This is a genomic window from Chitinophaga sp. SYP-B3965 (genome assembly GCF_009647655.1).
Classification (GTDB): domain Bacteria; phylum Bacteroidota; class Bacteroidia; order Chitinophagales; family Chitinophagaceae; genus Chitinophaga.
Genome location: NZ_WJFD01000001.1, coordinates 3459765 through 3486706, shown reverse-complemented (window position 1 = coordinate 3486706; position 26942 = coordinate 3459765). Strand labels below are relative to the sequence as shown.

The following is a 26942-nucleotide window of genomic DNA, read 5'->3' as shown; positions in this document are numbered from 1 at the left end:
ATGATCGAAAACAACGAATTAGCTATGAATATGCAGAGCCAGTTATCATTTGAACAGTTCCGTAAGGAGGTATTAAGTGATTTCAGGCTAGCCTGTATCAGTAGGGAAGTTAGCTTGCTGGGCCGCCGGGAAGTATTGACCGGCAAGGCCAAGTTTGGCATTTTTGGCGATGGTAAAGAAATTGCGCAGATCGCTATGGCTAAATACTTTAAGCCGGGTGATTTCCGTTCAGGGTACTACCGTGACCAGACCTTTGCGTTTGCCAGCGGAATTGCTACCGTGGAGCAGTTCTTCTCGCAGCTTTATGCTGATCCTGATATCAACCATGATCCTTTCTCTGCCGGCCGGCAGATGAACTCTCATTTTTCCACTTCTAATATAGATATGGAAGGTAACTGGCTGAACCTCACGGCTATGAAGAATAGTGCTGCTGATATGGCGCCCACTGCTTCACAGATGCCAAGGGCGCTGGGGCTTGCATATGCATCCAAACTGTTCCGGGAAGTACCGGAGTTACAGCAATATGAACACCTTTCCCACAACGGCAATGAGGTTTGTTTTGCCACTATCGGAGATGCTTCCACCAGCGAAGGGCATTTCTGGGAAACCATGAATGCAGCAGGTGTTTTACAGGTGCCTTTAGTTGTTTTTGTATGGGATGATGGTTATGGGATTTCTGTTCCAAGGAAATACCAAACTACCAAAGGCTCTATCAGTGCAGCACTGGAAGGATTCAGAAAAACAGAGAACTCAAACGGGTTTGAGATATATAATGTAAAGGGATGGGATTACGCCAGCCTGTGCGAGACCTTTGAAGAAGGGATCCGCAAAGCCCGCGAAACACACGTACCTGTTCTTTTCCACGTGGAAGAGATCACACAGCCGCAAGGGCACTCTACTTCCGGCTCTCATGAACGTTATAAGAGCAGAGAGCGCCTGGCCTGGGAAAAGGATTTTGACTGCAACAGGAAAATGCGCCAATGGCTCCTGGAAAATGCTTTGGCGGATGATGCCACACTGCAACAGATCGAGGCGGAAGCGAAGACCATTGCACAGGAAGGCCGTAAAAACGCATGGGATAAATATATTGCACCCATCAAAGACCAGGTACAACTGTTCCTGGAGCATTGCCAGGCTATCCTGGATGAAGGCCGCGGAGATGTAACATACGTTTCCCAGCTGATGCAGGAAATTGCCGCTAACCGGGAACCGCAACGCAGGGATATATTGAAAAGCGCTGCAGGTATTATCTTCAAACACCCGCGTAATTTCTCCGGTGCTTTGGATGAAATGCAGTTGTATTACGATAACCTTCTCCTGCAGGAAAAAGAGAACTATAATACTTTCCTTCATGCTACCGGTGCTAACTCTGCACTGCAAGTACCAGAAGTTCCAGCTGAATATGCTGAAGATGCACAGGTACTGAATGGGTATGAAGTATTGAATAAATATTTTGATCAGCTCTTCTCTCATCACCCGCTGGTATTTGCTTTCGGGGAAGATGTAGGTAAGATCGGCGATGTGAACCAGGGATTTGCAGGCTTGCAACAAAAGCATGGCAAACAGCGTATATCCGATACCGGTATCCGTGAACTTACCATCATGGGGCAGGGCATTGGTATGGCTTTGCGCGGGCTGCGCCCGATAGCAGAGATCCAGTACCTGGATTATATGTTATACGGCCTGCAACCACTGAGTGATGATGTGGCTTCCCTGCAGTACAGAACAAAGGGTACGCAGTTTTGTCCTATCATCGTACGTACACGTGGTCACCGCCTGGAAGGTATCTGGCACTCCGGTTCGCCAATGGGCATGATCATTAATTCCCTGCGTGGAATGCATATCTGTGTTCCAAGGAACATGGTGCAGGCTGCCGGTATGTATAATACACTGCTGAAAGCACATGAGCCTGCAATAGTGATCGAATCACTGAATGGCTACCGCCTGAAAGAGCGGCTGCCGGAGAATCTTGGGCAGTTTACAGTGCCATTGGGTATTCCGGAAGTGCTGCATAAGGGATCAGATATCACCATCGTTTCTTATGGTTCCACTTTGCGTATTATAGAGGAAGCTATGCTGATCCTTGACCAGCAGGGTATTTCCTGTGAGTTAATAGATGTGCAGACCTTACTGCCTTTCGATATTAATCATTCCATCCTGGATTCATTGAAGAAAACGAACAGGATCCTGTTTGTGGATGAAGATGTACCGGGTGGAGGAACTGCCTATATGTTCCAGCATGTGATGGAAAAGCAGGGTGGGTATCGTTACCTGGATGTGGCTCCGCGTACACTGGCGGCACAATCACATCGTCCTGCATATGGAACTGACGGGGATTATTTCTCCAAGCCCAATGTGGAAGATGTGGTGAAAGTAGTGCTGGACATGATCAGAGAGTAGCTGGATTTAATTTATTGTACAAATAAATAACGCGCCCCCTGTATCATTGCAGGGGGTGTGCTGTTTTAGATTATAAGAGATATGGAATACAAAGATTATTATAAGGTATTGGGCGTAGATAAAAAAGCGAGTGCGGCAGACATTAAAAAGGCTTACCGCAAGCTGGCTGTGAAATATCATCCGGATAAGAATCCTGATGATAAACTGGCGGAAGAAAAATTCAAAGAACTGAATGAAGCATACGAGGTTTTAGGGGATGAAGAAAAGCGTAAGAAGTATGATGAATTTGGAGAGAACTGGAAATATTATGAGCAGGCCGGAAGTAACGGAGGAGATTTTGACTGGAGCAAATGGCGCTCGGGGCAGGGAGCCGGCCGGCAACAGCAGTATGATGACAACATGTTTGGGGATGGGAACCAGTTCTCAGATTTCTTTGAGCATCTTTTCGGCGGCGGTTTTAGCAGCCGTGCGCAACAGGGGCGTGGCCGGAACCGGCGGGGCGGTGATCTGCAAGCCACTATGCAGGTGAATTTGCAGGACGTATATACAGGTGCTACCCGCCAGATAGAAGTAAACGGACAAAAACTCAATCTCAAAATAAAACCAGGTACTTATTCCGGCCAGGTGTTAAGATTAAAGGGAAAAGGCCAGCCAGGCAGGAGTGGGGGAGAAGCCGGAGACCTGTTGATAGAAGTGAGTATTGCTCCGGACGCTCAATTTGAATTAAAAGGAAAAGATGTGTACATGGAAGTGCCTGTTGATCTGTACACAGCTGTTTTGGGCGGGAAAGTGCAGGTGGCTGTACCTGGAAGTCCTTTGCAGCTAAGTATACCAGCCGGTACAGATAGTGGCCGGTTGTTCCGGTTGAAGGGGAAAGGATTGCCGGTGTTGGAAGGCAGCAAAGAAATGCCGGGAGACCTGTATGTGAAGGTGAAGATCACGGTGCCTGCTCAGTTGACAGAAGAAGAGCGGAAGCTGTTCTCTCAATTGGCAGAGCTGAGGAAGAAACCATAAAATCCAACAACCGGGCCAGGCAGCAGAAGCTTTGGCCCGGGCCATGAGGGCATGTGCGGCATTGCATATTCCCATAGCCCTGAATTTTAGAAGAACCTATTGTTGTCATGAAGGCCAGATGAATGAAGACTGGCAATTAACCCCTTTGGCCAGCTATTTTCTGGTCATAAATTGCGATCCCGCCATCCTGCAGTAGCTGGTGCCCAGCTGCACAACTTAAGACAGCGTCATTCATTGTAAATCGTATTCTTCTGTCTTACAATTGTTTACCTGTTCATTTCCGCTTTTTATTCATTCCCTGTTCATTATCCATACAACTAAAGTTGGATAATGGAAATATCTATATTTGAAGCGTATCACAGATACATCAGAACAGAAGAAAATTGCTTAGACGGTTCAAATAGGCTGAAACAGGGGCCGTTCTCTATGGGGCGGCCTCTTCAGTTTTGACCAAACTATGAGTTCTTTTTCCTTTGATATTCGTAACTTCATTAGTGCAGACTATTGAATAGTATTAACCATCATCCATGAATAATCAAGTCTATCGCAAAAGCTTTTGCTAACGCGATTGATTACTGACTAGTTCAGTAGGCCTGGCCAGGTTTTTAAATAAATAGTTTAACCATCATCCTTTGATTGCTGACAATGTCAGAAAAAACTGACCAGGTTCTTTTTAAAGTTTGAAACTTATCCTTGCCCTAATTTTTATATTCTATTTTAAAAAGTACAATTATTTTGTATTTTGGGGTGTAGCTAAATCAACCATTCATTGCACTCCTGCCTAAACCAGCAGAACTCCATTTAGCTTTTACTGTCATTACTGTTTGTTAGTTCAGGCTAAAGCCGCTTGATATATGTATCCATTAGACAATTGAGTACAATAGTGCATCAAAATTGTATTGTCTAATTTAAAAGCGTTCAAACCTACGTTTTATGGAAGCAAGATGTATCAGGTGTAGCAACATTGTGCAATCACACAAAAAAATCTCCGAAAGCAGATGTAAATGCGGCGGCCAACTGCAAAGAATGCGGTTTATCCGGCTGATTGAAGGCATGCACCCACTTGGCAAAGAGCACAATCTCCAACTTAATGGTAAACTATGTTACGGTACTTATCGTTCCGTCTATGGCAATTTTATTATCGATAAGGTCAATAATATTTTCACGAAGATCAATATGCCTTAAACGATTTTTCTCTGCAAATAGCATTGTTTTGTTGACCTACGGCGCTGCCAGCGTTATATGAAGGGCTTTTGCACTGGTTTTGGTTGAGCCTTTTACATATAGCAATGGCGGCGCCTGCCTGTTTGCTGATTATCCCGTACATTTATCACATGAATATTGTTGTATTGGACGGCTATGCACTTAATCCCGGAGACTTAAGCTGGGAACCACTTCAGGCCCTTGGTAATTTGAAGATCTATGACAGGTCGCTCCCGGAACAGGTAGCTGAACGGGCAAGCCAGGCGGACATTATCTTAACTAACAAAGCTATTGTAGACGGAGATACGATAAAGCGCTTAAGCGCTTTGCGGTATATTGGTGTAATGGCCACCGGGTATAATGTGGTGGATGTAAAAGCGGCCCATGCACAAGGTATCGTTGTAGCCAATGTACCGGCATATGGCTCTGCTTCTGTTGCCCAGCTCACTTTTTCCCTTATACTTGAACTCTGCCAGGGCGTAGGCGTTCACGCAGAAAGCGTACGGAAAGGGGAATGGGCGCAAAGTAAAGATTTCAGTTACTGGAAAATGCCCCTGACGGAACTGCAGGGTAAAACCATCGCTATTATTGGTTTTGGCCAGATAGGAAGGACGGTGGCAACAATAGCGCTGGCGTTCGGTATGGAAGTGATCGTTAGTCATAAACATCCGGAAAGGGATAAAATGGCAGGTGTTACTTTTAAAGACGAGGCCACCTGTTTCCGGGAAGCGGATATTGTATCGCTTCACTGCCCGTTGAACGCAGAAAACAAAGGTTTTGTAAATGCCGGTTTACTGGCCACAATGAAACCTTCCGCTTTGCTGATCAATACCAGCAGAGGACCACTTATCAATGAACCGGACCTGGCTACTGCGTTGAATAATGGCATAATTGCCGGGGCAGGGCTGGATGTACTTTCCATAGAGCCTCCGGCTGCAGATCATCCCTTGTTCCTTGCCCGGAATTGCATGATCACGCCGCATATTGCATGGGCAACATTCGAAGCCCGTAAACGCCTGATGGATAAAACGGTGGAGAATGTACAGGCCTTCTTGGAAGGCAAACCTCAGAATGTGATAAAGGCCTGATAAAAAAGAACCCGGGATCCTGCGCCTGCGCCTGATTCCGGGTGATATAATTATATAAAGAATTACTTGAGATTGTAGAACACCTGCTGCACATCTTCATCCTGCTCCAGCCTGTCAATCATTTCTAGCACTTCTTTCGTTTGTTCTTCATTTAGTTCTACCTGTGTGGTAGGGATCCTGTGCAATTCAGCGCTGATAATGGGCATTCCTTTTTCCTCCAGTGCCTTGGCCATGTTACCGAATTCGGTAAAGGCAGCGCGCAGGATGATATTACCCTCTGTATCTTCCCCAATATCCTCCAATCCAAAATCTATCAGTTCCAGTTCCAGTTCTTCCAGGTTCTGCCCTTCATTTTTGATCTTGAAAACGCCCATCCTGTTGAAGAGAAAACCTACGGAACCGCTATTCCCGAGACTTCCCCCTCCTTTATTAAAGTGCATCCTTACATTGGCAACAGTACGCGTAGCATTGTCTGTAGCTGTTTCTACTATTACGGCAACGCCATGCGGTGCGTATCCTTCATATACAACTTCATCATAGTTAGTTGTATCCTTACCCATGGCGCGCTTGATAGCAGCTTCCACACGGTCTTTGGGCATACCCACACCTCTCGCATTCGCATAGCAGCGGCGGAGTGCAGGGTTATTATCGGGGTCAGGGCCGGCTTGTTTAACTGCCATGGCTATTTCCTTGCCGATCCGGGTAAACTGTTTGGCCATGCGATCCCACCGGGCAAACATGGTATGTTTTCTTACTTCAAATATACGTCCCATAATGAATTACGAATTATAGATCACGCAATGCCGGGATTGCGTAACGTGGGTGCAAATTTATTAAATTCCTTTGTAGTGGCGTAAAATTTTGTCGATATATAGCTAAAAGTAAAAAGCTGCCTTTTATATAGAAGGCAGCTTTTTATCATATAATGCAATTTCTTACAATCAGTTATTGTTGTCTGCTTTTACGCACTTTACTGTTCTTAACACTATAGCCGAAATAAACGACCATACCGATCAGTAACCAAACACCTAAACGCTCCCAGTTCTCTCTGCCGAGGCTCACGATCATGGCCAGGCAAACGAGTGCTCCCAGGATAGGAACAAAAGGAACCCATGGTGTTTTGAAAGCACGCACTGCTTCAGGATTGCTTTTGCGCATTACGATCACACCGATGCATACCAGTACGAAGGCAAATAAGGTACCGATACTTGTCATATTTCCTACCACGTGGTCCGGAATAAAGCCAGCGAACAAGGATACAAATACAAAGAATAACATTTGTGATTTGTAGGGCGTGCGGAATTTAGGATGCAGATCAGAGAATATCTTAGGTACTAATCCGTCTTTAGACATGGAGTAGAATACACGTGTCTGACCCAGTAGCATCACCAGGATCACAGAACTGAAACCTGCGAGGATGGCTACTGTGATAAGGGTAGATAACCAGCTATATCCCGGCATGTAAGTATCAATTGCATATGCAACGGAAGCTTCGCTGCCTGATTTCAGGAAATCCTGGTAAGGAGCAACACCAGTCAGTACGTGAGAGAAGAGGATATACAGAACAGTACAAACCGCCAGGGAGATCAGGATACCAAAAGGCATGGTCTTCGAAGGGTTCTTGGTTTCCTGTGCTGCAGTGGAAACCGCATCAAAACCAATGAAGGCAAAGAATACGATACCAGCACCTGTCATTACTCCGGCAAAACCATTATTCCAGAAGTGAGAGTAATCTACCGAAGACCCATCACTGAGGTTTACAACACCTGCAGTTTCAGGGATCATATAAGGAGTGTGGTTAGCAGGGTTGATAAACTGCCAGCCGAGGATAATGAAAAGGATAACGATACAAACCTTTACTATTACAATGATCGTATTTACTACAGCGGATTGTTGCGTACCTCTAACCAGCAGGAGAGAGATCAGCAGCAGGATGAACATCGCCGGGATGTTCACGATACCGGTAACACCAGCTTCAGATACCTGGAAGGGAGAGTGGCTCCATTCATATGGTATAGCACTGCCGAATGTAATGAACAATAGTTTGTTGAGATACTGGCTCCAGCCGATAGCCACGGTAGCCGCCCCCAATGCGTATTCCAGTACAAGGTCCCAGCCAATGATCCAGGCTACGAATTCACCCATGGTGGCGTAGGAATATGTATAGGCACTTCCGGAGATAGGGATCATGGAAGCAAATTCAGCATAACACAGACCTGCGAGGGCACATCCGATAGCTGCAATGATAAAGGAGACAGTCACCGCAGAACCTGCATGCGCTCCGGCAGCAGCAGCTGTTCTTACAAAAAGCCCTGCACCGATGATAGCACCGATACCCAACGCTACAAGTGCCCAGGCACCCAATGTACGTTTAAGACCTTTTTCTGAATCGGAAGCTTCTGCGAGCAAAGTTGACAAAGGTTTTTTAGCAAAAAGCATGCTCATACTAAGTAGTTGTGGTGGTTGATATAAGCTTTGTTTAGTCTAGATTTTTTACAGATCGTCAAATATAGTATCTAAAATTCTAACACCGTATTTTTATTTTATGAATGCATGCAATTGCAATTTACTTGCAATCCATCTATTCCTGCCCCCTTCTGTCAACATTTATGCGGATTTTCCGTCCAGAACCTTATTTTTGAGCGATTTTTATTGCATTGGGTACCAGGGCTGGTATTCCGTGTGATTATTTCCTTGCGTTATTACACTAACTAAACCTAAATCACCTCTAATGAATAAGAAGCAGGCAGCCCTGATTGCATTGAGCCTTATTACCATTGTTGCTATCCTTCATACACTTGAGCATTATGGACTGATCAGTATTCCATTGGTAGGCCTGGCTATCACCCGCTGGCTGGCTATTGCTTCCATCATCTGGTTCGCAATTAAAAAGAAGTCATTAACCACCTGGATCCTCGTGAGTATGGTGGTAGGGGCAGAGGTGGGTCACGACTGGCCGACGGTTGCGGTTAACTTCCAGGTGCTGAGCAAGATCTTCCTTTCCATGATCAAAACCGTTATTGCTCCTTTATTATTTGGTACGCTGGTGGTGGGTATTGCCGGGCATTCGGATATCAAACAGGTGGGAAGAATGGGCTGGAAGTCCTTGTTATACTTTGAGATCGTTACCACTATTGCCTTATTTATAGGACTGGCGGCTATCAATATTAGCCAGGCTGGTGTGGGGATCAAGGTGCCACCTAATGCTTTACATGAAAACCTCCCGGAGCCTAAACCTCAGAACTGGCAGGATATTGTGCTGCATGTATTCCCTGAAAACATTGCGAAATCTATTTATCATGGGGATATCCTTCCTATAGTGGTATTCAGTGTGATCTTTGGTATATCCTTATTACTGGTGAAGGAAAAGTTCCGCGGGCCTATGCTGGGTTTCTGCGAAAGTTTGTCCGAAGTGATGTTCAAGTTCACCAATATTGTGATGTATTATGCCCCGATAGGGGTGGGGGCTGCGATTGCCTTTACGGTAGGGCACGGAGGTTTGGCTGTGCTGGGTAATCTTTTACAATTGCTGGCTACACTCTATGTTGCCCTGTTGATATTCATGCTGGTAGTATTCCTGCCGGTAGCCCTGATCATTAAGTTACCTATCGGCAGATTTATCCGGGAGATATCAGAACCGGTATCCATTGCTTTTGCTACCACCAGTTCAGAGTCTGCCCTGCCTAAAGCCATGGAAGCCATGGAAAGGATGGGGGTGCCACGTAAAGTGATTGCTTTTGTAATGCCCACCGGATATAGTTTTAACCTGGACGGCTCTACCTTATACCTGGCGCTTGCGGCTGTATTTGTTTCACAGGCTGCCGGGCATCCGCTTTCCTGGGGGCAGCAGATCCTGATGGTTTTCACCCTGATGCTGACGAGTAAAGGGGTAGCTGGTGTACCACGGGCTACATTGGTGATCATTTTGGGAACGGTGCATTCCTTTAACCTGCCTACCTGGCCTGTTTTCCTGATCCTTGGCATTGATGAGCTGATGGATATGGCCCGTACTTCTGTAAACGTGATAGGAAATTGCCTGGCTACTGCGGTAATTGGCAGGTGGGAAGGAGAAGTTGATTTCACTAAGCTTCCGCCTGAAACAAAGGCCTAGTGCGACTTTTCATTAAATATTAACTTAGTCTTGACAAATAATAAGCTATTTTTGGCCGTCTATTCAATTTTTTAAACATCAGCATGGATCAGATCATTGAGTTTTTTAAGCATTTAATTAGTCCGGAGTGGATCATTCAGCACGGGGGATTGTACCTGATCTTAGGAATCATCTTCGCTGAAACAGGTTTGTTTGTGGGTTTCTTCCTTCCGGGGGATTCATTGCTTTTTGTTGCAGGTATTTATGGAGAAGAGTTAAGCGCGAGCTTTTTTAATATGCCTTTTGTGGTGGTGATGACCCTGATTGCGATCATGGGTATACTTGGTAACATGGTTGGTTTCTGGTTTGGCAGAAAGTCAGGCCCCATTTTATTTAAAAGAAAAGACACCTTCCTGTTTAAGAAGAAACATCTCTGGCAGGCCAAGGAGGTTTTTGATAAATATGGTGCTGCTGCTGTTTTTATTGCCCGCTTTCTGCCCATTGTACGTACGTTCACGCCTATTGTTGCGGGGATCGTAAATATGGAACGTAAGAAATTTATGTTCTGGAATGTGGTGGGATCAGTCGCCTGGGTTTTTTCCATGATGCTGGCGGGTCACTACCTGAACAAAGCATTCCCCAACCTGAAGGATCACCTGGAATGGATCATCATCATTATTGTAGTGATCACCACACTGCCTGTGATCATTAAACTGGTGTTCGGTAAAGCAACGATCCACTCTCATTTTGATGAATATGGCAATCCAATTGAACCACCTGTAGAAAAAGAAGAAATAAAATCGTAATATTATTTCATATTTTAAAGAGACGCAATTATTTTGCGTCTCTTTCTTTTTTAGGGTATACCGTTAAAATATCAACCTTTATGAATTCCGCCAGCAAACCCGTTAAGCTAATTAACGCTGCAGTCATTGTAGCATCTCTGGGTTATTTTGTAGACATCTACGACCTTCTCTTATTTGGTATTATACGTATCAAAAGCCTTACCTCTCTTGGCCTTGTGGGAGATGATGTAGACCGGATAGGCATGTACCTCATCAATATTCAGATGATAGGTATGCTCATTGGTGGTATCATTTGGGGAGTATTAGGAGATAAACGCGGACGTTTATCCGTACTGTTTGGTTCTATCCTTTTGTATTCTATAGCCAATATTGCCAATGGTATGATCGGTGGAGACAATGCTATTGCCTGGTATATGATCTGGCGGTTTGTGGCCGGATTGGGGCTGGCTGGTGAATTGGGAGCAGGTATCACCCTGGTTTCTGAAATACTGCCAAAAGAGAAACGTGGTCTGGGTACTATGATCGTAGCCAGCGTGGGGATCTCCGGGGCTGTAGTAGCTTATTTCGTATCAGAGTATTTTCAGGATAACTGGCGTGTTTGTTATTATATCGGCGGAGCATTGGGCCTGGCGTTACTGATCCTTCGGGTGAGTGTGGTAGAGTCCGGCATGTATAATAATATCAAGCAAAGCGGGAACGTAAGCCGTGGTAATTATTTTAAATTCTTCACCAGTAAGGAGCGGTTCTTCCGTTACCTGAAATGTATTATGATAGGTTTGCCGACCTGGTTTGTAGTAGGGATCCTTATGACATTCTCTAATAAATTCGCAAAGGAAATGGGGGTAGTGGGAGACATTGATCCGGGGAAGGCCATTATGATCTGTTATGCTGCGCTTACTTTCGGAGATTTTGCCAGTGGTTTTATCAGCCAGATCATGCGCAGCCGGAAGAAGGTGTTATATATCTTTTACACCCTTACCCTGATCAGTGTTATTTTATATTTTAACGCATATGGGATGTCTGCCGCTGCATTCTATACGATCTGTGGCCTGATGGGCTTCAGCGTTGGGTTCTGGGCGATATTTGTAACAGTGGCAGCAGAGCAGTTTGGTACCAATCTGCGGGCTACGGCTGCTACTACGGTTCCTAACTATGCACGCGGCATGCTTCCGCTGATCTCCTTAGTTTTCGGTGTTTTGCAAACAGGCCTGGGTTTCAGTTACCTGCAAAGCGGGCTCATTACAGGTATCCTCTGTATAGCACTGGCTTTCATCTTCGCTTTTTCCATGAGCGAAACATTTGGCAAAGACCTTGATTATGTAGAGGAAACATAAACTGAATGAACAAACTCCTGCATTAGCCGGGAGTTTGTTTTCTATCCTGCACTTAATAGGCGTTCAGTAATTTATCCAGCAACTTATTCAATTGCACTACTTCCTTTTCGTTTAAGGACGCTCTCAGCGTTTCTTCCAGTGTGCCTATTTCCGCATCGATGGTTTTAAGCAACTGAAGGCCTTTGGGCGAAATAATAACGTCTACCGCTCTTCTGTCCAGCTCACAGCTTTTACGTTCTACCAGGCCTGCTTTGCGCAATCTTTCAACAAGGCGGGAAACATCGCTCATTTTGTCCAGCATCCTTTCTTTGAGCATATTAATGCTCGCGGCTTTAGGGTGCTGCCCACGCAGGATGCGCAGGATGTTGAACTGCTGCATGGTAATGTCATACTGCTTGAAAAAATGCTGGTGTTTTGAAATGATCCAGTTCCCCACGAATATCAGACCTACTAGTCCCTTGTGGTGTTCACTGGTAAAGGTTTTGATTGAAATCAGCTTTTCGATATTGGACATATGTGGCAAAAAATATAGCGCAATTTAAATGATATGGAGATACAAAGCGCAATTGCTAACGCCTTCATCCAGTTAGGTTTACGTGTAAATTCTACACAGTTATTGTTTGATAAACTCCAGTTTTAATTCTATGTCCACCATCTTGTCCACTACCATTCCCCCGGCTTCGGTCATCTTATCCCATTTAAGGTTATAATCAAACCGGTTGATGTAAGTATTTGCTTTGAATCCTGCTCTCTGTTTGTTTTCAGCATCTTTTACAGTACCACCGTAACTGACGTTGAACTTCACCCGTTTTGTTACGTCGCGGATCGTAAGATCTCCTTCCAGTAAGTATTTCCCTTCAGAAACCTTCGTGAATGAAACGCTTTTAAATGACATTGTTGGATACTGCTCTGCATTCAAAAAATCATTTGATCTGAGGTGTTTATCTCTTGGGTCATTGCCTGTGTTTACGCTCGATACATCTATTGTAAAGTTGATCCGGGCATCAGAAAAGTCCGGTTTAGCGGACTTTAATTCACCATCGAAACTTTTAAAACTACCGTCTACATCAGAGATCACCAGGTGTTCTACAGAAAAATTAACGGAAGAGTGGTCCCTGTCTACCTTCCATGTTGCTGCCTGTGCCAATAAGCTCAGCGGGCTGCATATCAGCACTACAAGGAGTAGCCTTTTCATGATATGGTCATTTTTGGGATGAGATGTAATATAGATTCTGGCCTTGCTGTTGGTGTACCTGACAAACTGTTAACCCTAAACGCCCTTAACGCGCCATAAAGTTACGAAGATCAGTTGTTATAACGCTCAAACTTGTAGTAGTACTTCTACAAAAAAAAGGAGAGCATCCCATTTGCAACGGGATGCTCTCTTTTAAAATATCTGGTAAACCCTGGTTTAAGCAGGAGTTTTCATATTGTCCAGTACGTCCATCACTTCTTTCACGTGAACGGCTGAAGTAGCAAGCAATGCTTTCTCTTCTTCATTCAGTTTCAGTTCGATGATCTTTTCGATACCGTTCTTGCCAAGTACAACGGGAACGCCGAGGTAGATGTCTTTCAGGCCATATTCGCCGGTAAGCCATGCGCAAACAGGGAAGATGCGTTTTTCATCTTTCAGGATGGCTTCCACCATTTGTGCAGCTGCAGCGCCGGGAGCATACCAGGCAGAGGTGCCCAGGAGGTTCACGATCTCACCGCCACCAACTTTGGTGCGTTGGATGATGGCTTCCAGTTTATCAGCCGCTACCAGTTCAGTTACCGGGATACCGGAAACAGTGGTGTAACGGGGCAGGGGAACCATGGTATCTCCGTGACCGCCCATCAGGATAGCCTGGATGTCCTTGGGAGAACAGCCGATCTCGGTTGCCAGGAAGGCGCGGTAACGGGCTGTATCCAGGATGCCGGCCATACCGAACACCTTGCTGCTGTCTTTTTTAGCAGTCAGGTAAGAGCAGTAGGTCATTACATCCAAAGGATTGGATACGATGATGATAATAGCGTTAGGAGAGTGTTTGGTAACATTCTCGGTTACAGATTTTACGATATTGGCATTGGTGGAGATCAAATCGTCCCGGCTCATACCTGGTTTGCGGGGGAGGCCGGAAGTGATCACTACCACATCGCTGTTGGCAGTTTTGGTATAGTCGTTGGTAACACCGGTCACCTTTGTGCTATAATAATCAATAGGCGCTTGCTGCCACGTGTCCAGTGCCTTTCCTTCTGCGGTGCCTTCCTTGATGTCAAGCAAAACAACTTCCTGCAAGAAATCTCTGTGGGCCAGTACATTGGCACAGGTTGCGCCTACATTTCCAGCTCCTACAACAGTAACTTTCATCGTATCTGAGTATTTTAAAAAAGGTGAAGAATTAATTTGGAAAACAAAAGTAGGACATCGGATCGTGAATTTCTGACTATTCCCCTAAAAATTCCCAATTCGATCAACAGTAATGCTAAATTTATAAGTGCTTTAACAAAGTGTCCAGTTTAACGGTACCTTCGTAGTCCGCTTCCAACCGGTGCTTCTTATTGTAAATATAAGTTCCGGGGAAGTTATGGAGGTCGTAATAAGATAGGATCTGGCGTGTAGGCTCAGCTGCCATGATTATATTGGGGTAGTTTTTGATCTTATATTCGTCGTACCAGGCTTTCATTCGCTCCAATTTAAAAGGAGTGATCATTAATAGCTGGGTTTTTCCGAACTTGCCGATGTTTTTGAGGATATCCTCTGTCATATGAGCACAGTGATCGCACTCCACACTAAAGAGAAAAACCAGCACAGGCTTGTTTTTCGGGAGGTCGTTCTTGGAAAAGGAGCTTCCGTCATATAAGGTCAGCGGCAGGGGAGAAATGATCGGATATTGCTTAAAAGGAGGAATATTGGTGGTGGTGTTAGTGTTGGTTTGTGCTTTCAGCAAGGTCGGAAGGCATAAAAGCAGGAACATCCATCTTCTCATTTTCATATTTTTATATTGCTAAAGTGATAATCAATCTGCTATAACAGCACCAAAACTATACCGCTTTTGTGGAAATTCCGAGAAGTTTTGTTTGTTCATATGCGAAAATTTTTACTTTTGCAATCCTAATGTAAATTTTTAACTTTAAATCAGTGACCTTTTATGGCTACCACCGCAGATATCAGAACAGGATTAATCATTAAGCTGGACAACAGCTTATATTCTGTTGTAGAGTTTGGTCAGAACAAAACCGCCCGTGCAGCTGCAAAAGTGTGGGCTAAATTGAAAGGAGTTGATAACAGCCGTTCAATTGAGCATACCTGGAACTCCGGGGATAACATCTTCCCGGTTCGTGTGGAGAAGAAAGCTTATCAGTACTTATACAAAGACGAGAGCGGTTACAACTTCATGGATAAAGAAAACTTTGAGCAGATAGTTGTAAATGAAGTAATGATAGACGCTCCCCAGTTCCTGAAAGACGGAGATGAGGTGTCCATTGCTATCAACACAGAGACTGAATTGCCTATGGGCGTAGAGTTGCCGGACAAGATAGTGCTGAAAGTAACTTATTCTGAGCCTGGTATGAAAGGTGATACCGCCACCCGTACCTTGAAACCAGCCACCGTTGAAGGCGGAGCTACCGTAATGGTACCATTATTTGTGAATGAGGGAGAACTGATCCGTGTGAATACCAAGACAGGTGACTATATTGAGAGAGTAAAAGAATAGCCATATACTTATCTATTTCTATCACAGAGAACCAGCAAATTACTAAAACCAAAAACTGTCTACATGGACTTTAAACAGATTCAGGAGCTGATTAAAATGATCAACAAATCAAACATCAGCGAACTGAGCATTGAACAGGACCAGTTTAAAATAACTATAAAACAGAAGGATAACGAAGTACAGCAGATCGTAACAGTACCGGCCATGCAAGCGGTTCAGCCAGTAGCAGTAGCTCAGCAAGCTGTTGCAGCGCCTCCTGCAGGAAACACTCCGGCTGCTGCACCTCCTGTGAACAGCAACCTGATCACTATCAAATCACCTATGATCGGTACTTTCTACCGTAGTGCAGGCCCTGATAAAGCGGCTTTTGTGAATGTCGGAGATGAAGTAGTTACCGGTAAAGTAGTCTGCATCATCGAAGCCATGAAGCTGTTCAATGAAATTGAAAGCGAAGTGAGCGGAAAGATCGTGAAGGTATTGGTGGATGACGCTTCTCCCGTAGAATATGACCAGCCTTTGTTCCTGGTAGAACCATAACTCTTTGATAGTGGTTGTAAGGTTGTAAGGTTGCTTGCAACCTTTTTCCTTTTAGTTTTTTATAACCTATAAGAAAAACATGTTCAAAAAGATACTGATCGCCAACCGTGGCGAGATTGCCCTGCGGATCATCCGTACCTGTAAGGAAATGGGTATCAAAACGGTGGCAGTATATTCAACGGCGGATAAAGACAGCCTGCACGTTAGATTTGCAGACGAAGCCGTATGTATTGGAAAACCACAGAGCAGCGATTCTTACCTTAATATACCCCATCTGATGGCGGCTGCAGAGATCACCAATGCAGATGCGATCCATCCGGGTTACGGCTTTTTGGCGGAAAATGCCCGCTTTGCAGAGATCTGCGGAGAACACGGCATTAAGTTCATTGGCCCCACACCAGAGATGATCCGTAAAATGGGAGACAAGATAACAGCGAAAGAAACAATGATCAAAGCCGGTGTTCCGGTTATTCCAGGATCTGATGGTCTTTTGCAGAGTGTGGAAGAAGCCAGGGCCATTGCCAAATCAATGGGCCTGCCTGTGATCATGAAAGCTACTGCCGGTGGCGGTGGTAAAGGGATGCGGGTAGTATGGGATGAAAGCGAGATCGAAAATGCCTATACCATGGCTAAAACGGAAGCTAAGGCTTCTTTTAGCAATGATGGTATTTACATGGAGAAGTTTGTGGAAGATCCCCGTCACATTGAGATCCAGATTGCCGGTGACCAATACGGCAAGGTGTGCCATCTCAGTGAGCGTGATTGTTCTATCCAACGCCGTCACCAGAAACTGGTGGAGGAATCTCCTTCTCCTTTCATGACGCCTGAACTGCGTGAGAAAATGGGTGAGGCTGCTATCAAAGCTGCCAGCGCCATCAATTACGAAAGTGTAGGTACGATTGAATTCTTGGTGGACAAACACCGCAATTTCTACTTCATGGAAATGAACACGCGTATCCAGGTGGAACACGGTGTTACGGAAGAAGTGATCAATTTTGACCTGATCAAAGAACAGATCAAGATTGCCGCTGGTATTCCTATTTCCGGTAAGAACTATACCCCGCAGATGCACGCGATCGAATGCCGTATCAATGCAGAAGATCCGTATAATGATTTTCGTCCTTCTCCGGGCCGTATCACGGTGTTACACACACCGGGCGGTCATGGTGTACGGGTAGACTCACATATCTATGCAGGGTATGTAATTCCTCCTTACTACGATTCCATGGTATCTAAAGTGATTGCTATTGCGCAAACGCGTGAAGAGGCGATCAATACAATGGAAAGAGCATTGAGCGAGTTTGTGATAGAAGGAGTTAAAACAACCATTCCATTCCATCAGCAACTGATGCAGGATGAGAACTTCCGGAAAGGGAACTTCACTACCAAGTTCACAGAAACTTTCAAATTAGTTTAAGGATAAACAGAAAGGCCTCGCATCACAGCGGGGCCTTTTTTTTATAATAAATACGTTGCACTAAAGCGTATAGTTTTAACTAACGCCTGAGACCAATAAAAAACGGGCCATCTGGAAAGATGACCCGCCTGAACCTCAAAACCTTAAAAAAATATATACACTAGTGAAAATTATTTCGCTGCTTTTTTCTTCTTGCCTTTTTCGCCCTTAGCGTCTTTCCTCAATGCTTCATACTTCTCGTACTGCGCATCGCCCAGGGATGTTTTTAACTTCGCGGACCGCTCTGCTTTCAGGGCTTTAGCCTGTTCTTTCTTTTGTTCTTTTGTGAGATCTGTTTTACCCTTCAGTTCCATTGCTTTTGCAGCAAATTCTTTGTTGATGGATTTCAGGTCTTCTCCTTGTTTCTCAGTCAGCCCCAGTTCTTTGATGGTTTCATCACTGTTATCTTTCATGCGGCCACCTTTCTTCCCTTCTTTGCCTTTCCTTTTTTCCATCAGGTTGGCCATTTTTTCTTTACTGGCGGATTGATTCTTTTGCCATTGCTCAAACTGACTGGCATCCAGTACTGTTTTGATCTGTCCGGTGCGGTCTGCCTGCAGGTTTTCTACCTTGGCTTTCTTTTCTTCCTTGCTCAGGGCATCGTTCTTACGGATTTCCGAAGTGCTGGCCATATAAGACCTATTGATGTCCTGTAGTTTTTTACTTTGTTGCTCACTCAGCTTCAGATCACTTGCCGGTTTGGTTTGTGCATATCCCAGGCTCACCGAACCTGCCAGAAATGCTAATAAAAGGATTCTCTTCATAATAATGACGTTTTAGAATAGACCATGGGAATGTGCCGGGGTTTAATCCGGCGGAACACTTTAACAAAACGAAAAACCCCCGGTAAATACCGGGGGCCATCATACACCAAAACAATCTTACGGTTTTTTATCGCAAGAAAAGCAGCTCTCTGTACTTGGGGAGTCCCCAGATCTTGTCATCTACCAAAAACTCCAGCTTATCTGAGTGGTAGCGGATCACATCAAAGTATTTTTCTTTGATTTTCTCACAGTAGTCAATAGCTTTCTGACGTTGGTCAGTCAGGTTATTGGCTACTTTACGTGCTTCGATCATCGCTTGTACACTCTCACTGATGACATTTATGTGTTCAGATATTTTCGTTGCAATCTGAAGTTGTGCTTTGTAAGCATCTTCCTTCAGGCCAATTTCCTTCAGGCCCTTGATGTTGGCAAGGAGCGTATTCAGGTAATTGATAGCCGCAGGCAGGATCTGGTTAGTAGCCAGGTCTCCGATCACGCGGGCTTCGATCTGCACTTTCTTCACGTAATCTTCCAGGAGGATCTCGTGACGGGCATGCAGTTCTCTTTCATTGTAAACGCCGGTTTCTACATACAGCTTGGTAGCTTTAGGAGTAACCATAGCATCCAATGCTTTAGGTGTAGTTTTAACGTTGGCTAAGCCACGTTTTTCAGCTTCTTTCTCCCACTCATCGCTATAACCGTCGCCTTCGAAGAGGATCCTCTCAGAATCAACGATGTATTTGCGCAGTGTTTGCATGATAGCGATCTCTTTCTTCTCACCTTTTTCGATCAGGCCATCCACTTCTATTTTGAAGTTAGTGAGTGTTTTAGCCATGATAGTGTTCAGCACGGTCATTGCAGAAGCACAGTTAGCAGAAGAACCTACAGCGCGGAACTCAAACTTGTTGCCGGTGAAGGCGAACGGAGAAGTACGGTTACGGTCTGTGTTGTCCAGCAGCAGTTCTGGAATATGACGGTGAAGATCTAATTTCAGGATTGCTTCGTCCTGCTCATCAAATTTGTTGTTCACACGGCTCTTAACTTCCTGCAGAACTTCTGCGAGGTATTTACCAGTGAATACAGAGATGATAGCGGGAGGCGCTTCGTTAGCACCCAGACGGAAGTCGTTGCTTGGTGAAGCGATAGCAGCACGTAACAGATCATCATAATCATGTACGGCTTTAATAGTGTTCACAAAGAAAGTGAGGAACATCAGGTTGGTCTTCGGTGTTTTACCAGGAGCCAGGAGGTTCACACCAGTATCTGTAGCAAGGCTCCAGTTATTGTGTTTACCTGAACCGTTGATACCTGCAAATGGTTTCTCGTGCAGTAACACTCTCAGTTTGTGGCGTTTGGCAACTTTGCTCATCACATCCATCAACAGGGAGTTGTGGTCAACTGCAATGTTCACTTCTTCGAAGATAGGAGCACACTCAAACTGAGCAGGCGCTACTTCATTGTGACGGGTTCTTAAAGGAATACCCAGTTTATAGGATTCCAGTTCGAAATCGCGCATGAAGCCATATACACGCTCAGGGATAGCACCAAAATAGTGATCTTCCAGTTGCTGTCCTTTAGCAGGAGCATGGCCTACAACAGTGCGGCCAGTCAGCACCAGGTCAGGACGGGCATTAGCCAGACCTTCGTCGATCATGAAATATTCCTGTTCCCAACCGAGGGTAGCAGTTACTTTAGTTACGTTCTTGTCGAAGTAGTTGCACACGTCAACAGCAGCTTTATCCAAAGAAGACAATGCTTTCAGCAAAGGCGCTTTGTAATCCAGTGATTCACCGGTATAAGCTACGAAGATAGTAGGTATGCAAAGGGTTTTGCCTGCACCCTGATCAATAATGAAAGCAGGAGAGGAAGGATCCCATGCAGTATAACCGCGTGCTTCGAATGTAGCACGGATACCACCGTTAGGGAAGCTGGATGCATCAGGCTCTTGCTGAACCAGTGCGTCGCCGTCAAAAGTCTCAATGCTGGAACCGTCTCCTTTAATAGTAAAGAAGGAGTCATGTTTTTCAGCAGTAGTACCTGTAAGGGGTTGGAACCAATGGGTATAGTGGGTTACACCTTTCTTCATTGCCCAGGATTTGAGGCCAGAGGCGATCTGATCCGCCATCTTACGCTCGATCTTATTACCACCTTTAATAGAGTTCATCAGGCTCTTGTAAGCCTCGTCACTCAGGTGTTCCCGCATTACTTTGCCGGAGAAAACATTAATTCCGAACACGTCTGTGATCTTACCATTCGATTCGGGACTTACTTTGAAATCTACGCCGGTCAGATTTTCCAGCGCTTGAAAGCGTAACGATTGCATGATGTGAAATTATTTTACACAAAAGAACGGCAGAATCGTCGTAATTACAAGTTGTTTCTATCGTTTTAACCAAAAAATTGCATTTCTCCCTAAAAAACACTATATTTTTAAATTTTAGCCAAATATTTGGGGGTCCGATATCTCGAAACTGATACATTAAAAATAACATTATATGTATATAGGTATATCAATACTCCTTCTTGTCAATTGCAGGAAATCTATGTAGTTTTGCATCTTCTTTTTAAATCTTCATCAATTCATGCAAACCACAGTAGAAACCGCCGAACAGTTAGGACTCACCGCAGACGAATTTGAACGCATAAAATCCATCCTGGGCCGTACACCGAATTTTACAGAACTCAGCATGTACTCCGTAATGTGGAGTGAACACTGCAGCTATAAGAATTCTATTGTATGGCTGAAAAGTCTCCCCAGGGAAGGTAACCGCCTGCTGGTGAAAGCTGGTGAAGAAAACGCCGGCCTGGTGGATATAGGTGATGGCTGGGCTTGCGTATTTAAGATAGAATCTCATAACCACCCTTCTGCACTGGAACCATTCCAGGGAGCAGCTACAGGGGTAGGGGGTATTCACCGTGATATATTTACCATGGGCGCCCGCCCGATCGCAGCATTGAACTCACTGCGTTTTGGTAATATTAATGATAAGAAAACACAACACTTACTGAAAGGCGTGGTAGACGGCATTGGCCATTATGGCAACTGCTTTGGCGTACCCACGGTGGGAGGTGAAGTATATTTTGAAGACTGCTACGGTACCAACCCGCTCGTAAATGCTATGAGTGTGGGTGTACTGAAAGTAGGTACCATGGTATCTGCCACTTCTCATGGAGCTGGTAACCCGGTATTTATAGTAGGGTCTGCTACCGGTAAAGACGGTATTGGTGGTGCTTCTTTTGCTTCCGCAGATATTACGGAAGAAAGTGCCAAAGATCTTCCTGCCGTACAGGTAGGAGATCCATTCCAGGAAAAGAAACTGCTGGAAGCTTGCCTGGAAGTGGTGAAAACCAATGCACTGATAGGTATGCAGGATATGGGCGCAGCTGGTATCACCTGCTCTACTGCAGAAATGAGTGCAAAAGGAGAACACGGTATGATCATCCACCTGGATAAAGTACCTACCCGCCAGGAAAATATGAAAGGATGGGAAATGCTGCTGTCTGAAAGCCAGGAGCGTATGCTCATTGTAGTGAAGAAAGGCCGTGAAAAAGAAGTGCTGGATATCTTCGATAAATGGGATCTCCACTGTGTACAGATCGGTGAGGTAACGAAAGATCCTATGCTGCGTTTCTATATGAATGGCGTCCTCGAAGCCGAAGTGCCTGCAGAAAGTATGGTGCTGGGTGGCGGCGCTCCCCAATACCACCGCGCTTACGTAGAACCTAAGTATTTCGAAAAGATCAAAGCATTTGATATCCAGAACATTCCGGACATCACCAATGCAAAGATCGTAGCAGAAAAGATCAGTCAATTACCTAACATCGCTTCCAAGCGTTGGGTATACACTCAATACGACAGCATGGTAGGTACGGCGAATGCCAGCACCAATGCTCCCAGCGATGCATCCATCGTGCTCGTGAAAGGAACGCCTAAAGCGTTGGCTTTAACTACAGACTGTAACAGCCGGTACGTTTATGCAGATCCGCATAAAGGTGGCCAGATCGCTGTAGCAGAAGCTGCCCGCAACATTGTGTGCAGTGGTGGTGAGCCGGTAGCGATCACTAACTGCCTCAACTTTGGTAATCCATATGATCCTGAAGTGTACTATCAGTTTGTACACGCACTGAAAGGAATGGGAGAGGCCTGCCGCAAATTCAATACCCCTGTTACAGGCGGTAACGTGAGTTTCTATAACCAGTCTCCGGACGGCCCTGTTTACCCAACACCAACGATCGGTATGCTGGGTGTACTGGATACCATGGAACAACGGATGACGCTGGATTTCAAACAAGCCGGCGACCTGGTGTACCTGGTAGGACGCAGCTATAATGATATCAGCAGTTCAGAATACCTGCACAAGCTGATAGGTGTTGAACATAGTCCTGCTCCGCATTTCAACCTGGACGAAGAATTTAAACTGCAACAGGCTATCACCAAACTGATCAGTGCCAAACTGATCCAGTCTGCACACGATGTAAGCGAAGGTGGTCTCTTCACCACATTGCTGGAAAGCGGTATGGCAAGAGGTCTTGGTTTTGATGTAGCTACCAATAAAAAATACCGCAAGGATGCTTATCTGTTCGGTGAATCACAAAGCCGTGTAGTGGTGAGCGTGAGTCCTGCTGATAAAGATAAATTTGAAGCCCTGCTGCATGGTTTGGTAGATGCTTCTGATCACTCTGTTCGTTGTGAAAAGATAGGTGTAGTGAAAGGAGAAGGTATTGTAGTAGATGGAGAAGATTGGGGTAAGGTGGCTGATTGGAAAGTGAAGTATGACGTAGCGTTAGAGAATCATCTTTAAAAGATAAAGAATAGAAAGGCTGGTCATAACGACCAGCCTTTTTTTTGCGACAGTGTAAACAGTGACAGTAGTAGATTAAGTCCGCAAAGGTAACCTACACCAACGGTCTCGTATACGCGAAAGCGGAAAAATAGGAGAAAATAAGGCCCATTAACAATTGAAAAATGGGTCTGTTAACAAAAGAATGGCCAAGTTTAACAGTGCGTTAACAAAATACAACGTTAGTGTTATTGATATACCGTATAAGTACGTTATTTTTGGTTAAACGCTGGATAGCAGCTTGTTTTAGTTCGAGAAAAGCACACGGAGCCGTGCTAAGCAAAAATCCCCTTAAGACATTAAAGTACTGAATTATCATAAAATATATTTATGGGTTACTTCATAGTTATCCATATTCTATGATGACCTAAACTTTTTTTTATTACCATGTCCTCATGAACGATCGATTCTTATGATCATGTATTACACCTAGTGAAAGAACGATTTGTTTGCCAGGGCTGACTAACCATCAGCCCTATTTTTTTGCCCCTATGTTAACAAATAAAAAAAGAAAAGGGCATCCTTACGAATGCCCTTAACATATCTAAAAAGTACTTACTTATACCATTGGGATCTCTGCTACTGCATACACTTTCTGGTCCAGCTTTGCCTTTGTTTCAGTGAAAGCCTTCAGCGTCAGCTCAATATCCTCATCAGAGTGTGCTGCTGTTGGGATCAGGCGGTAAATGATCTGGCCTTTTGGTATCACCGGATACACTACGATAGAACAGAAGATATTATAGTTCTCACGCAGGTCCAGGCACATCGCTGTTGCTTCAGGAATATCTCCCTGCAGGTAGATAGGCGTTACCGGTGAATTAGTTCTTCCGATATCGAAACCTCTTTCACGGAGACCTTTTTGCAGCTTATTTACATTGCTCCACAGTTTGTCTTTCAGTTCCGGTTGCTGACGCATCATTTGAACACGTTTCAGATGTCCGATCACGATGGGCAAAGGAATAGATTTAGCAAAGATCTGAGAACGGCTATTGTAGCGGATGTAGTTGATGATGGCTTTATCACCGCTCATGAACGCGCCGATGGAAGCACCTGATTTAGCGAAAGTATTGAACAGCAGATCGATCTGATCCTGTACATTCTGCTCTTCACCTGTGCCGGCACCGGTTTTACCCATTGTACCAAAACCATGGGCATCGTCTACCATTAAACGGAATTCATAAACTTCCTTCAAAGCAACGATCTCTTTCAGTTTACCCTGATCACCAGCCATGCCAAATACACCTTCTGTGATCACGAGGATCCCGCCGCCGGTGGTTTTGCACATTTCTACCGCACGTTTCAGTTGTTTTTCGCAATCTTCAATATCGTTGTGTTTGAATACATAACGATGTCCCTGGTGCAAACGCAGGCCATCTACAATAGAGGCGTGGCATTCTGCATCGTACACGATCACATCACGACGGTTACAGATTGCATCAATGGCGCTCATGATACCCTGGTAGCCATAATTGAGCAGGGTAGTATCTTCTTTACCCATGTAGTCGCTCAATTCTTTTTCCAGTTGCTCATGATGATTAGTGTTTCCACTCATCATCCGCGCACCCATTGGCGCTGCCAATCCGAAATCAGCCGCAGCTTTCGCATCAGTGGCACGAACTTCCGGGTGGTTAGCCAGGCCCAGGTAGTTGTTCAGGCTCCATACAATCTTATCTTTTCCCCGGAATTTCATACGGGGACCAATTTCACCTTCCAGCTTTGGAAAAGCAAAATAACCGTGGGCTCTGTCAGAGTGCTCTCCGATGGGCCCCATGTTCTTCAGTTTCTCGAATATATCCATGACGATTATTAAAAAGAGTTTAAAATTTGGTTACAAAGGTATAAAAATTAAATTTTTTGTAAACTTAGGTTACTTTTGCTGATCAATTTTTCCACGTCTTAACGGAGAGTAAATTAGCAACAATCAATGATTTATATGAGCCGTATTAAATTTTTAACTGTCGCATTACTATTGACGGCAACCGTAACTTTTGGCCAAAAAGCCACTTCGCCTACCCACGGTTTCCCGCCAAATTATGGTAATAAGACAGCAAAAGGAATTGCCCGTCCCAAATTGGTGGTGGGCATGGTAGTAGACCAAATGCGCTGGGACTTCCTGTACCGTTATTATGACCGTTATAGCAATGACGGGTTTAAACGACTGTTGAATGAAGGTTTCTCCTGCGAGAACACCCTGATTCCTTACACACCTACTATCACTGCCTGTGGCCACACCTGTGCCTATACCGGGTCTGTACCTGCGCTGCATGGAATTATCGGTAATAACTGGTACGACAGGACCACCGGCCAAACCATGTATTGCACGGAAGATACGACAGTTACCGCAATTGGCGGCAGTGATGCAGCAGGAAGAATGAGTCCTAAGAACATGCTTACCAACACTATTACAGATGAACTTCGCCTCGCGCAGAATTTCCGTAATAAAACAATCGGCGTGGCTATCAAGGACCGCGGGGCTATTTTGCCTGCCGGACATAGCGCAAATGCTGCTTATTGGTATGATGGTGCAACCGGAAATTTCATGACCAGTTCTTACTATATGAACGCCCTTCCTGCATGGGTTGATGCATTCAATAACGAGAAACTGCCTGCTAAATATTTGTCTCAGCCATGGAACACGCTGTATCCTGTAAATACTTATACGCAGAGTACAGCTGATGAAAAACCTTATGAAGGAAAGTTCAAAGGGCAGAATAATACCTCTTTCCCGCATGAACTGGCTGGTACTATGGGTAATAGCTTTGGCATCCTTTCTTCTACTCCTTTTGGTAATTCCTTTACCCTGGAGTTTGCAAAGAAAGCACTGGATAATGAACAACTTGGTAAAGGCGCCTTCACGGATTTCCTGGCAGTGAGTTTATCTTCAACAGATTACGTAGGCCACCAGCATGGTCCTAACTCTGTGGAAACAGAAGATACCTACCTGCGCCTCGATAAAGACCTGGCTGCTTTTTTCAAATATCTTGATCAGAAAGTGGGGAAAGGCCAATGGTTGTTCTTCATCACAGCAGACCATGGCGTAGCACATGTGCCCGGCTTCCTGAAAGAAAATAAGCTGCCAACTGGTTTCTATAGCGATGCCGCCATGATGAAAGCCCTCAACATAGGCGTTGAAACGGAATTTGGCATTAAGAAAGCCATTATATCTGCGGATAATTACCAATTCACCCTGGATATACCAGGCCTGGAGAAATCAGGTAAGCTGGAACAGGTGAAGGACTGGATCATTAAAAATGCGATCAGGTACCCCGGTGTTTCCAATGCCGTAGACCTTCATCAACTGGCCACTGCGCCCTTGCCGGAACCGCTTAAAACTATGATGATCAATGGCTTTAATGTACAACGCAGCGGAGATATTATGATCACACTGCTGCCGGGCTGGCTGGCTGGTGGCAACACCGGAACCACCCACGGTCTCTGGAACCCATACGATGCCCACATTCCGTTAGTTTGGATGGGATGGGGTGTACGCCATGGTAAAACCAATAGGACAACTGCCATGACAGATATAGCCCCTACTGTTGCTGCCATGTTGCGCATCCAGATGCCTAATGGTAATGTAGGAAAAGTGATAGAAGAAGTAGCACACTAAAACAATGTAAAATAACGAAGAGAGAGCCTCTGTTGGAACGTAATTTCCCACAGAGGCTTTTAATTTACAATACGTTATACATACTGTTTAATCGTTAAAAA

20 protein-coding genes are annotated in these 26942 nt (G+C 44.9%); 11 read left to right on the top strand and 9 right to left on the bottom strand.

Annotated elements, in window-relative coordinates:
• The 3 genes from GFS24_RS13845 (at position 1) to GFS24_RS13835 (ending at position 5705) form a co-directional block, all read left to right on the top strand.
• Positions 1–2400, top strand: coding sequence for a thiamine pyrophosphate-dependent enzyme (locus GFS24_RS13845; protein WP_153660141.1), 2400 nt, complete (start codon positions 1–3; stop codon positions 2398–2400).
• Between the two features lie 81 nt (positions 2401–2481).
• Positions 2482–3414, top strand: a complete 933-nt coding sequence (locus tag GFS24_RS13840) for a DnaJ C-terminal domain-containing protein (protein WP_153660140.1) — start codon at positions 2482–2484, stop codon at positions 3412–3414.
• 1334 nt (positions 3415–4748) lie between these two features.
• Positions 4749–5705, top strand: a complete 957-nt coding sequence (locus GFS24_RS13835) for a D-2-hydroxyacid dehydrogenase (protein WP_153660139.1) — start codon at positions 4749–4751, stop codon at positions 5703–5705.
• A gap of 62 nt (positions 5706–5767) precedes the next feature.
• Here GFS24_RS13835 and GFS24_RS13830 read toward each other — a convergent pair whose 3' ends face one another.
• The gene (locus GFS24_RS13830) at positions 5768–6478 is read right to left on the bottom strand and encodes a YebC/PmpR family DNA-binding transcriptional regulator (protein WP_153660138.1); all 711 of its coding nucleotides are present in this window, start codon (positions 6476–6478) and stop codon (positions 5768–5770) included.
• A gap of 172 nt (positions 6479–6650) precedes the next feature.
• A complete protein-coding gene (locus tag GFS24_RS13825; protein WP_153660137.1) occupies positions 6651–8150 on the bottom strand; it encodes an amino acid permease in 1500 nt (499 codons plus the stop codon).
• Positions 8151–8436: 286 nt separating this feature from the next.
• On the opposite strand from GFS24_RS13825, the gene GFS24_RS13820 reads away from it, so the two are divergent.
• The 3 genes from GFS24_RS13820 (at position 8437) to GFS24_RS13810 (ending at position 11935) form a co-directional block, all read left to right on the top strand.
• On the top strand, positions 8437–9816 hold the full coding sequence (locus tag GFS24_RS13820) for a dicarboxylate/amino acid:cation symporter (protein WP_153660136.1): 1380 nt from the start codon (positions 8437–8439) through the stop codon (positions 9814–9816).
• Positions 9817–9899: 83 nt separating this feature from the next.
• On the top strand, positions 9900–10601 hold the full coding sequence (locus tag GFS24_RS13815; protein ID WP_153660135.1) for a DedA family protein: 702 nt from the start codon (positions 9900–9902) through the stop codon (positions 10599–10601).
• An 80-nt stretch (positions 10602–10681) separates the two neighbouring features.
• Entirely contained in the window at positions 10682–11935 is a 1254-nt protein-coding gene (locus GFS24_RS13810; RefSeq protein WP_153660134.1) for an MFS transporter, read from the top strand.
• A gap of 52 nt (positions 11936–11987) precedes the next feature.
• Here GFS24_RS13810 and GFS24_RS13805 read toward each other — a convergent pair whose 3' ends face one another.
• From GFS24_RS13805 to GFS24_RS13790, 4 genes are all read right to left on the bottom strand, one after another.
• Positions 11988–12449: a MarR family winged helix-turn-helix transcriptional regulator gene (locus GFS24_RS13805; protein ID WP_153660133.1), complete on the bottom strand. Its 462-nt coding sequence runs from the start codon at positions 12447–12449 to the stop codon at positions 11988–11990.
• Positions 12450–12548: 99 nt separating this feature from the next.
• Positions 12549–13130 (bottom strand): YceI family protein, encoded by a 582-nt coding sequence (locus GFS24_RS13800; RefSeq protein ID WP_153660132.1) that lies wholly within the window; start codon positions 13128–13130, stop codon positions 12549–12551.
• A 216-nt stretch (positions 13131–13346) separates the two neighbouring features.
• Complete coding sequence (mdh, locus tag GFS24_RS13795) at positions 13347–14285, bottom strand: malate dehydrogenase (protein ID WP_153660131.1); 939 nt, start codon at positions 14283–14285, stop codon at positions 13347–13349.
• A 121-nt stretch (positions 14286–14406) separates the two neighbouring features.
• On the bottom strand, positions 14407–14904 hold the full coding sequence (locus tag GFS24_RS13790) for a peroxiredoxin (protein ID WP_173003068.1): 498 nt from the start codon (positions 14902–14904) through the stop codon (positions 14407–14409).
• A 162-nt stretch (positions 14905–15066) separates the two neighbouring features.
• Here GFS24_RS13790 and efp point away from each other — a divergent pair, with 162 nt between their 5' ends.
• From efp to accC, 3 genes are all read left to right on the top strand, one after another.
• A complete protein-coding gene (gene efp / locus GFS24_RS13785) occupies positions 15067–15633 on the top strand; it encodes an elongation factor P (protein ID WP_153660129.1) in 567 nt (188 codons plus the stop codon).
• 63 nt (positions 15634–15696) lie between these two features.
• Positions 15697–16170 carry an acetyl-CoA carboxylase biotin carboxyl carrier protein gene (gene accB, locus GFS24_RS13780; protein ID WP_153660128.1) on the top strand — a complete coding sequence of 158 codons (474 nt, stop codon included), beginning with the start codon at positions 15697–15699 and terminating at the stop codon, positions 16168–16170.
• A 79-nt stretch (positions 16171–16249) separates the two neighbouring features.
• Complete coding sequence (gene accC / locus GFS24_RS13775) at positions 16250–17587, top strand: acetyl-CoA carboxylase biotin carboxylase subunit (protein ID WP_153660127.1); 1338 nt, start codon at positions 16250–16252, stop codon at positions 17585–17587.
• A 170-nt stretch (positions 17588–17757) separates the two neighbouring features.
• Here the strand turns inward: accC and GFS24_RS13770 are convergent, their stop codons facing one another.
• Positions 17758–18390, bottom strand: coding sequence for a hypothetical protein (locus GFS24_RS13770; protein WP_153660126.1), 633 nt, complete (start codon positions 18388–18390; stop codon positions 17758–17760).
• Positions 18391–18517: 127 nt separating this feature from the next.
• Positions 18518–20713, bottom strand: a complete 2196-nt coding sequence (locus GFS24_RS13765; protein ID WP_153660125.1) for a glutamine synthetase III — start codon at positions 20711–20713, stop codon at positions 18518–18520.
• Positions 20714–20972: 259 nt separating this feature from the next.
• Between GFS24_RS13765 and purL the strand changes: the two genes are divergently transcribed.
• Positions 20973–23192, top strand: a complete 2220-nt coding sequence (purL, locus tag GFS24_RS13760) for a phosphoribosylformylglycinamidine synthase subunit PurL (protein WP_153660124.1) — start codon at positions 20973–20975, stop codon at positions 23190–23192.
• Positions 23193–23790: 598 nt separating this feature from the next.
• On the opposite strand, the gene GFS24_RS13755 is transcribed toward purL, so the two are convergent.
• The gene (locus GFS24_RS13755) at positions 23791–25029 is read right to left on the bottom strand and encodes a pyridoxal phosphate-dependent aminotransferase family protein (protein WP_153660123.1); all 1239 of its coding nucleotides are present in this window, start codon (positions 25027–25029) and stop codon (positions 23791–23793) included.
• 135 nt (positions 25030–25164) lie between these two features.
• On the opposite strand from GFS24_RS13755, the gene pafA reads away from it, so the two are divergent.
• Positions 25165–26841 carry an alkaline phosphatase PafA gene (gene pafA, locus GFS24_RS13750; RefSeq protein ID WP_153660122.1) on the top strand — a complete coding sequence of 559 codons (1677 nt, stop codon included), beginning with the start codon at positions 25165–25167 and terminating at the stop codon, positions 26839–26841.
• Positions 26842–26942: the final 101 nt, after the last annotated feature.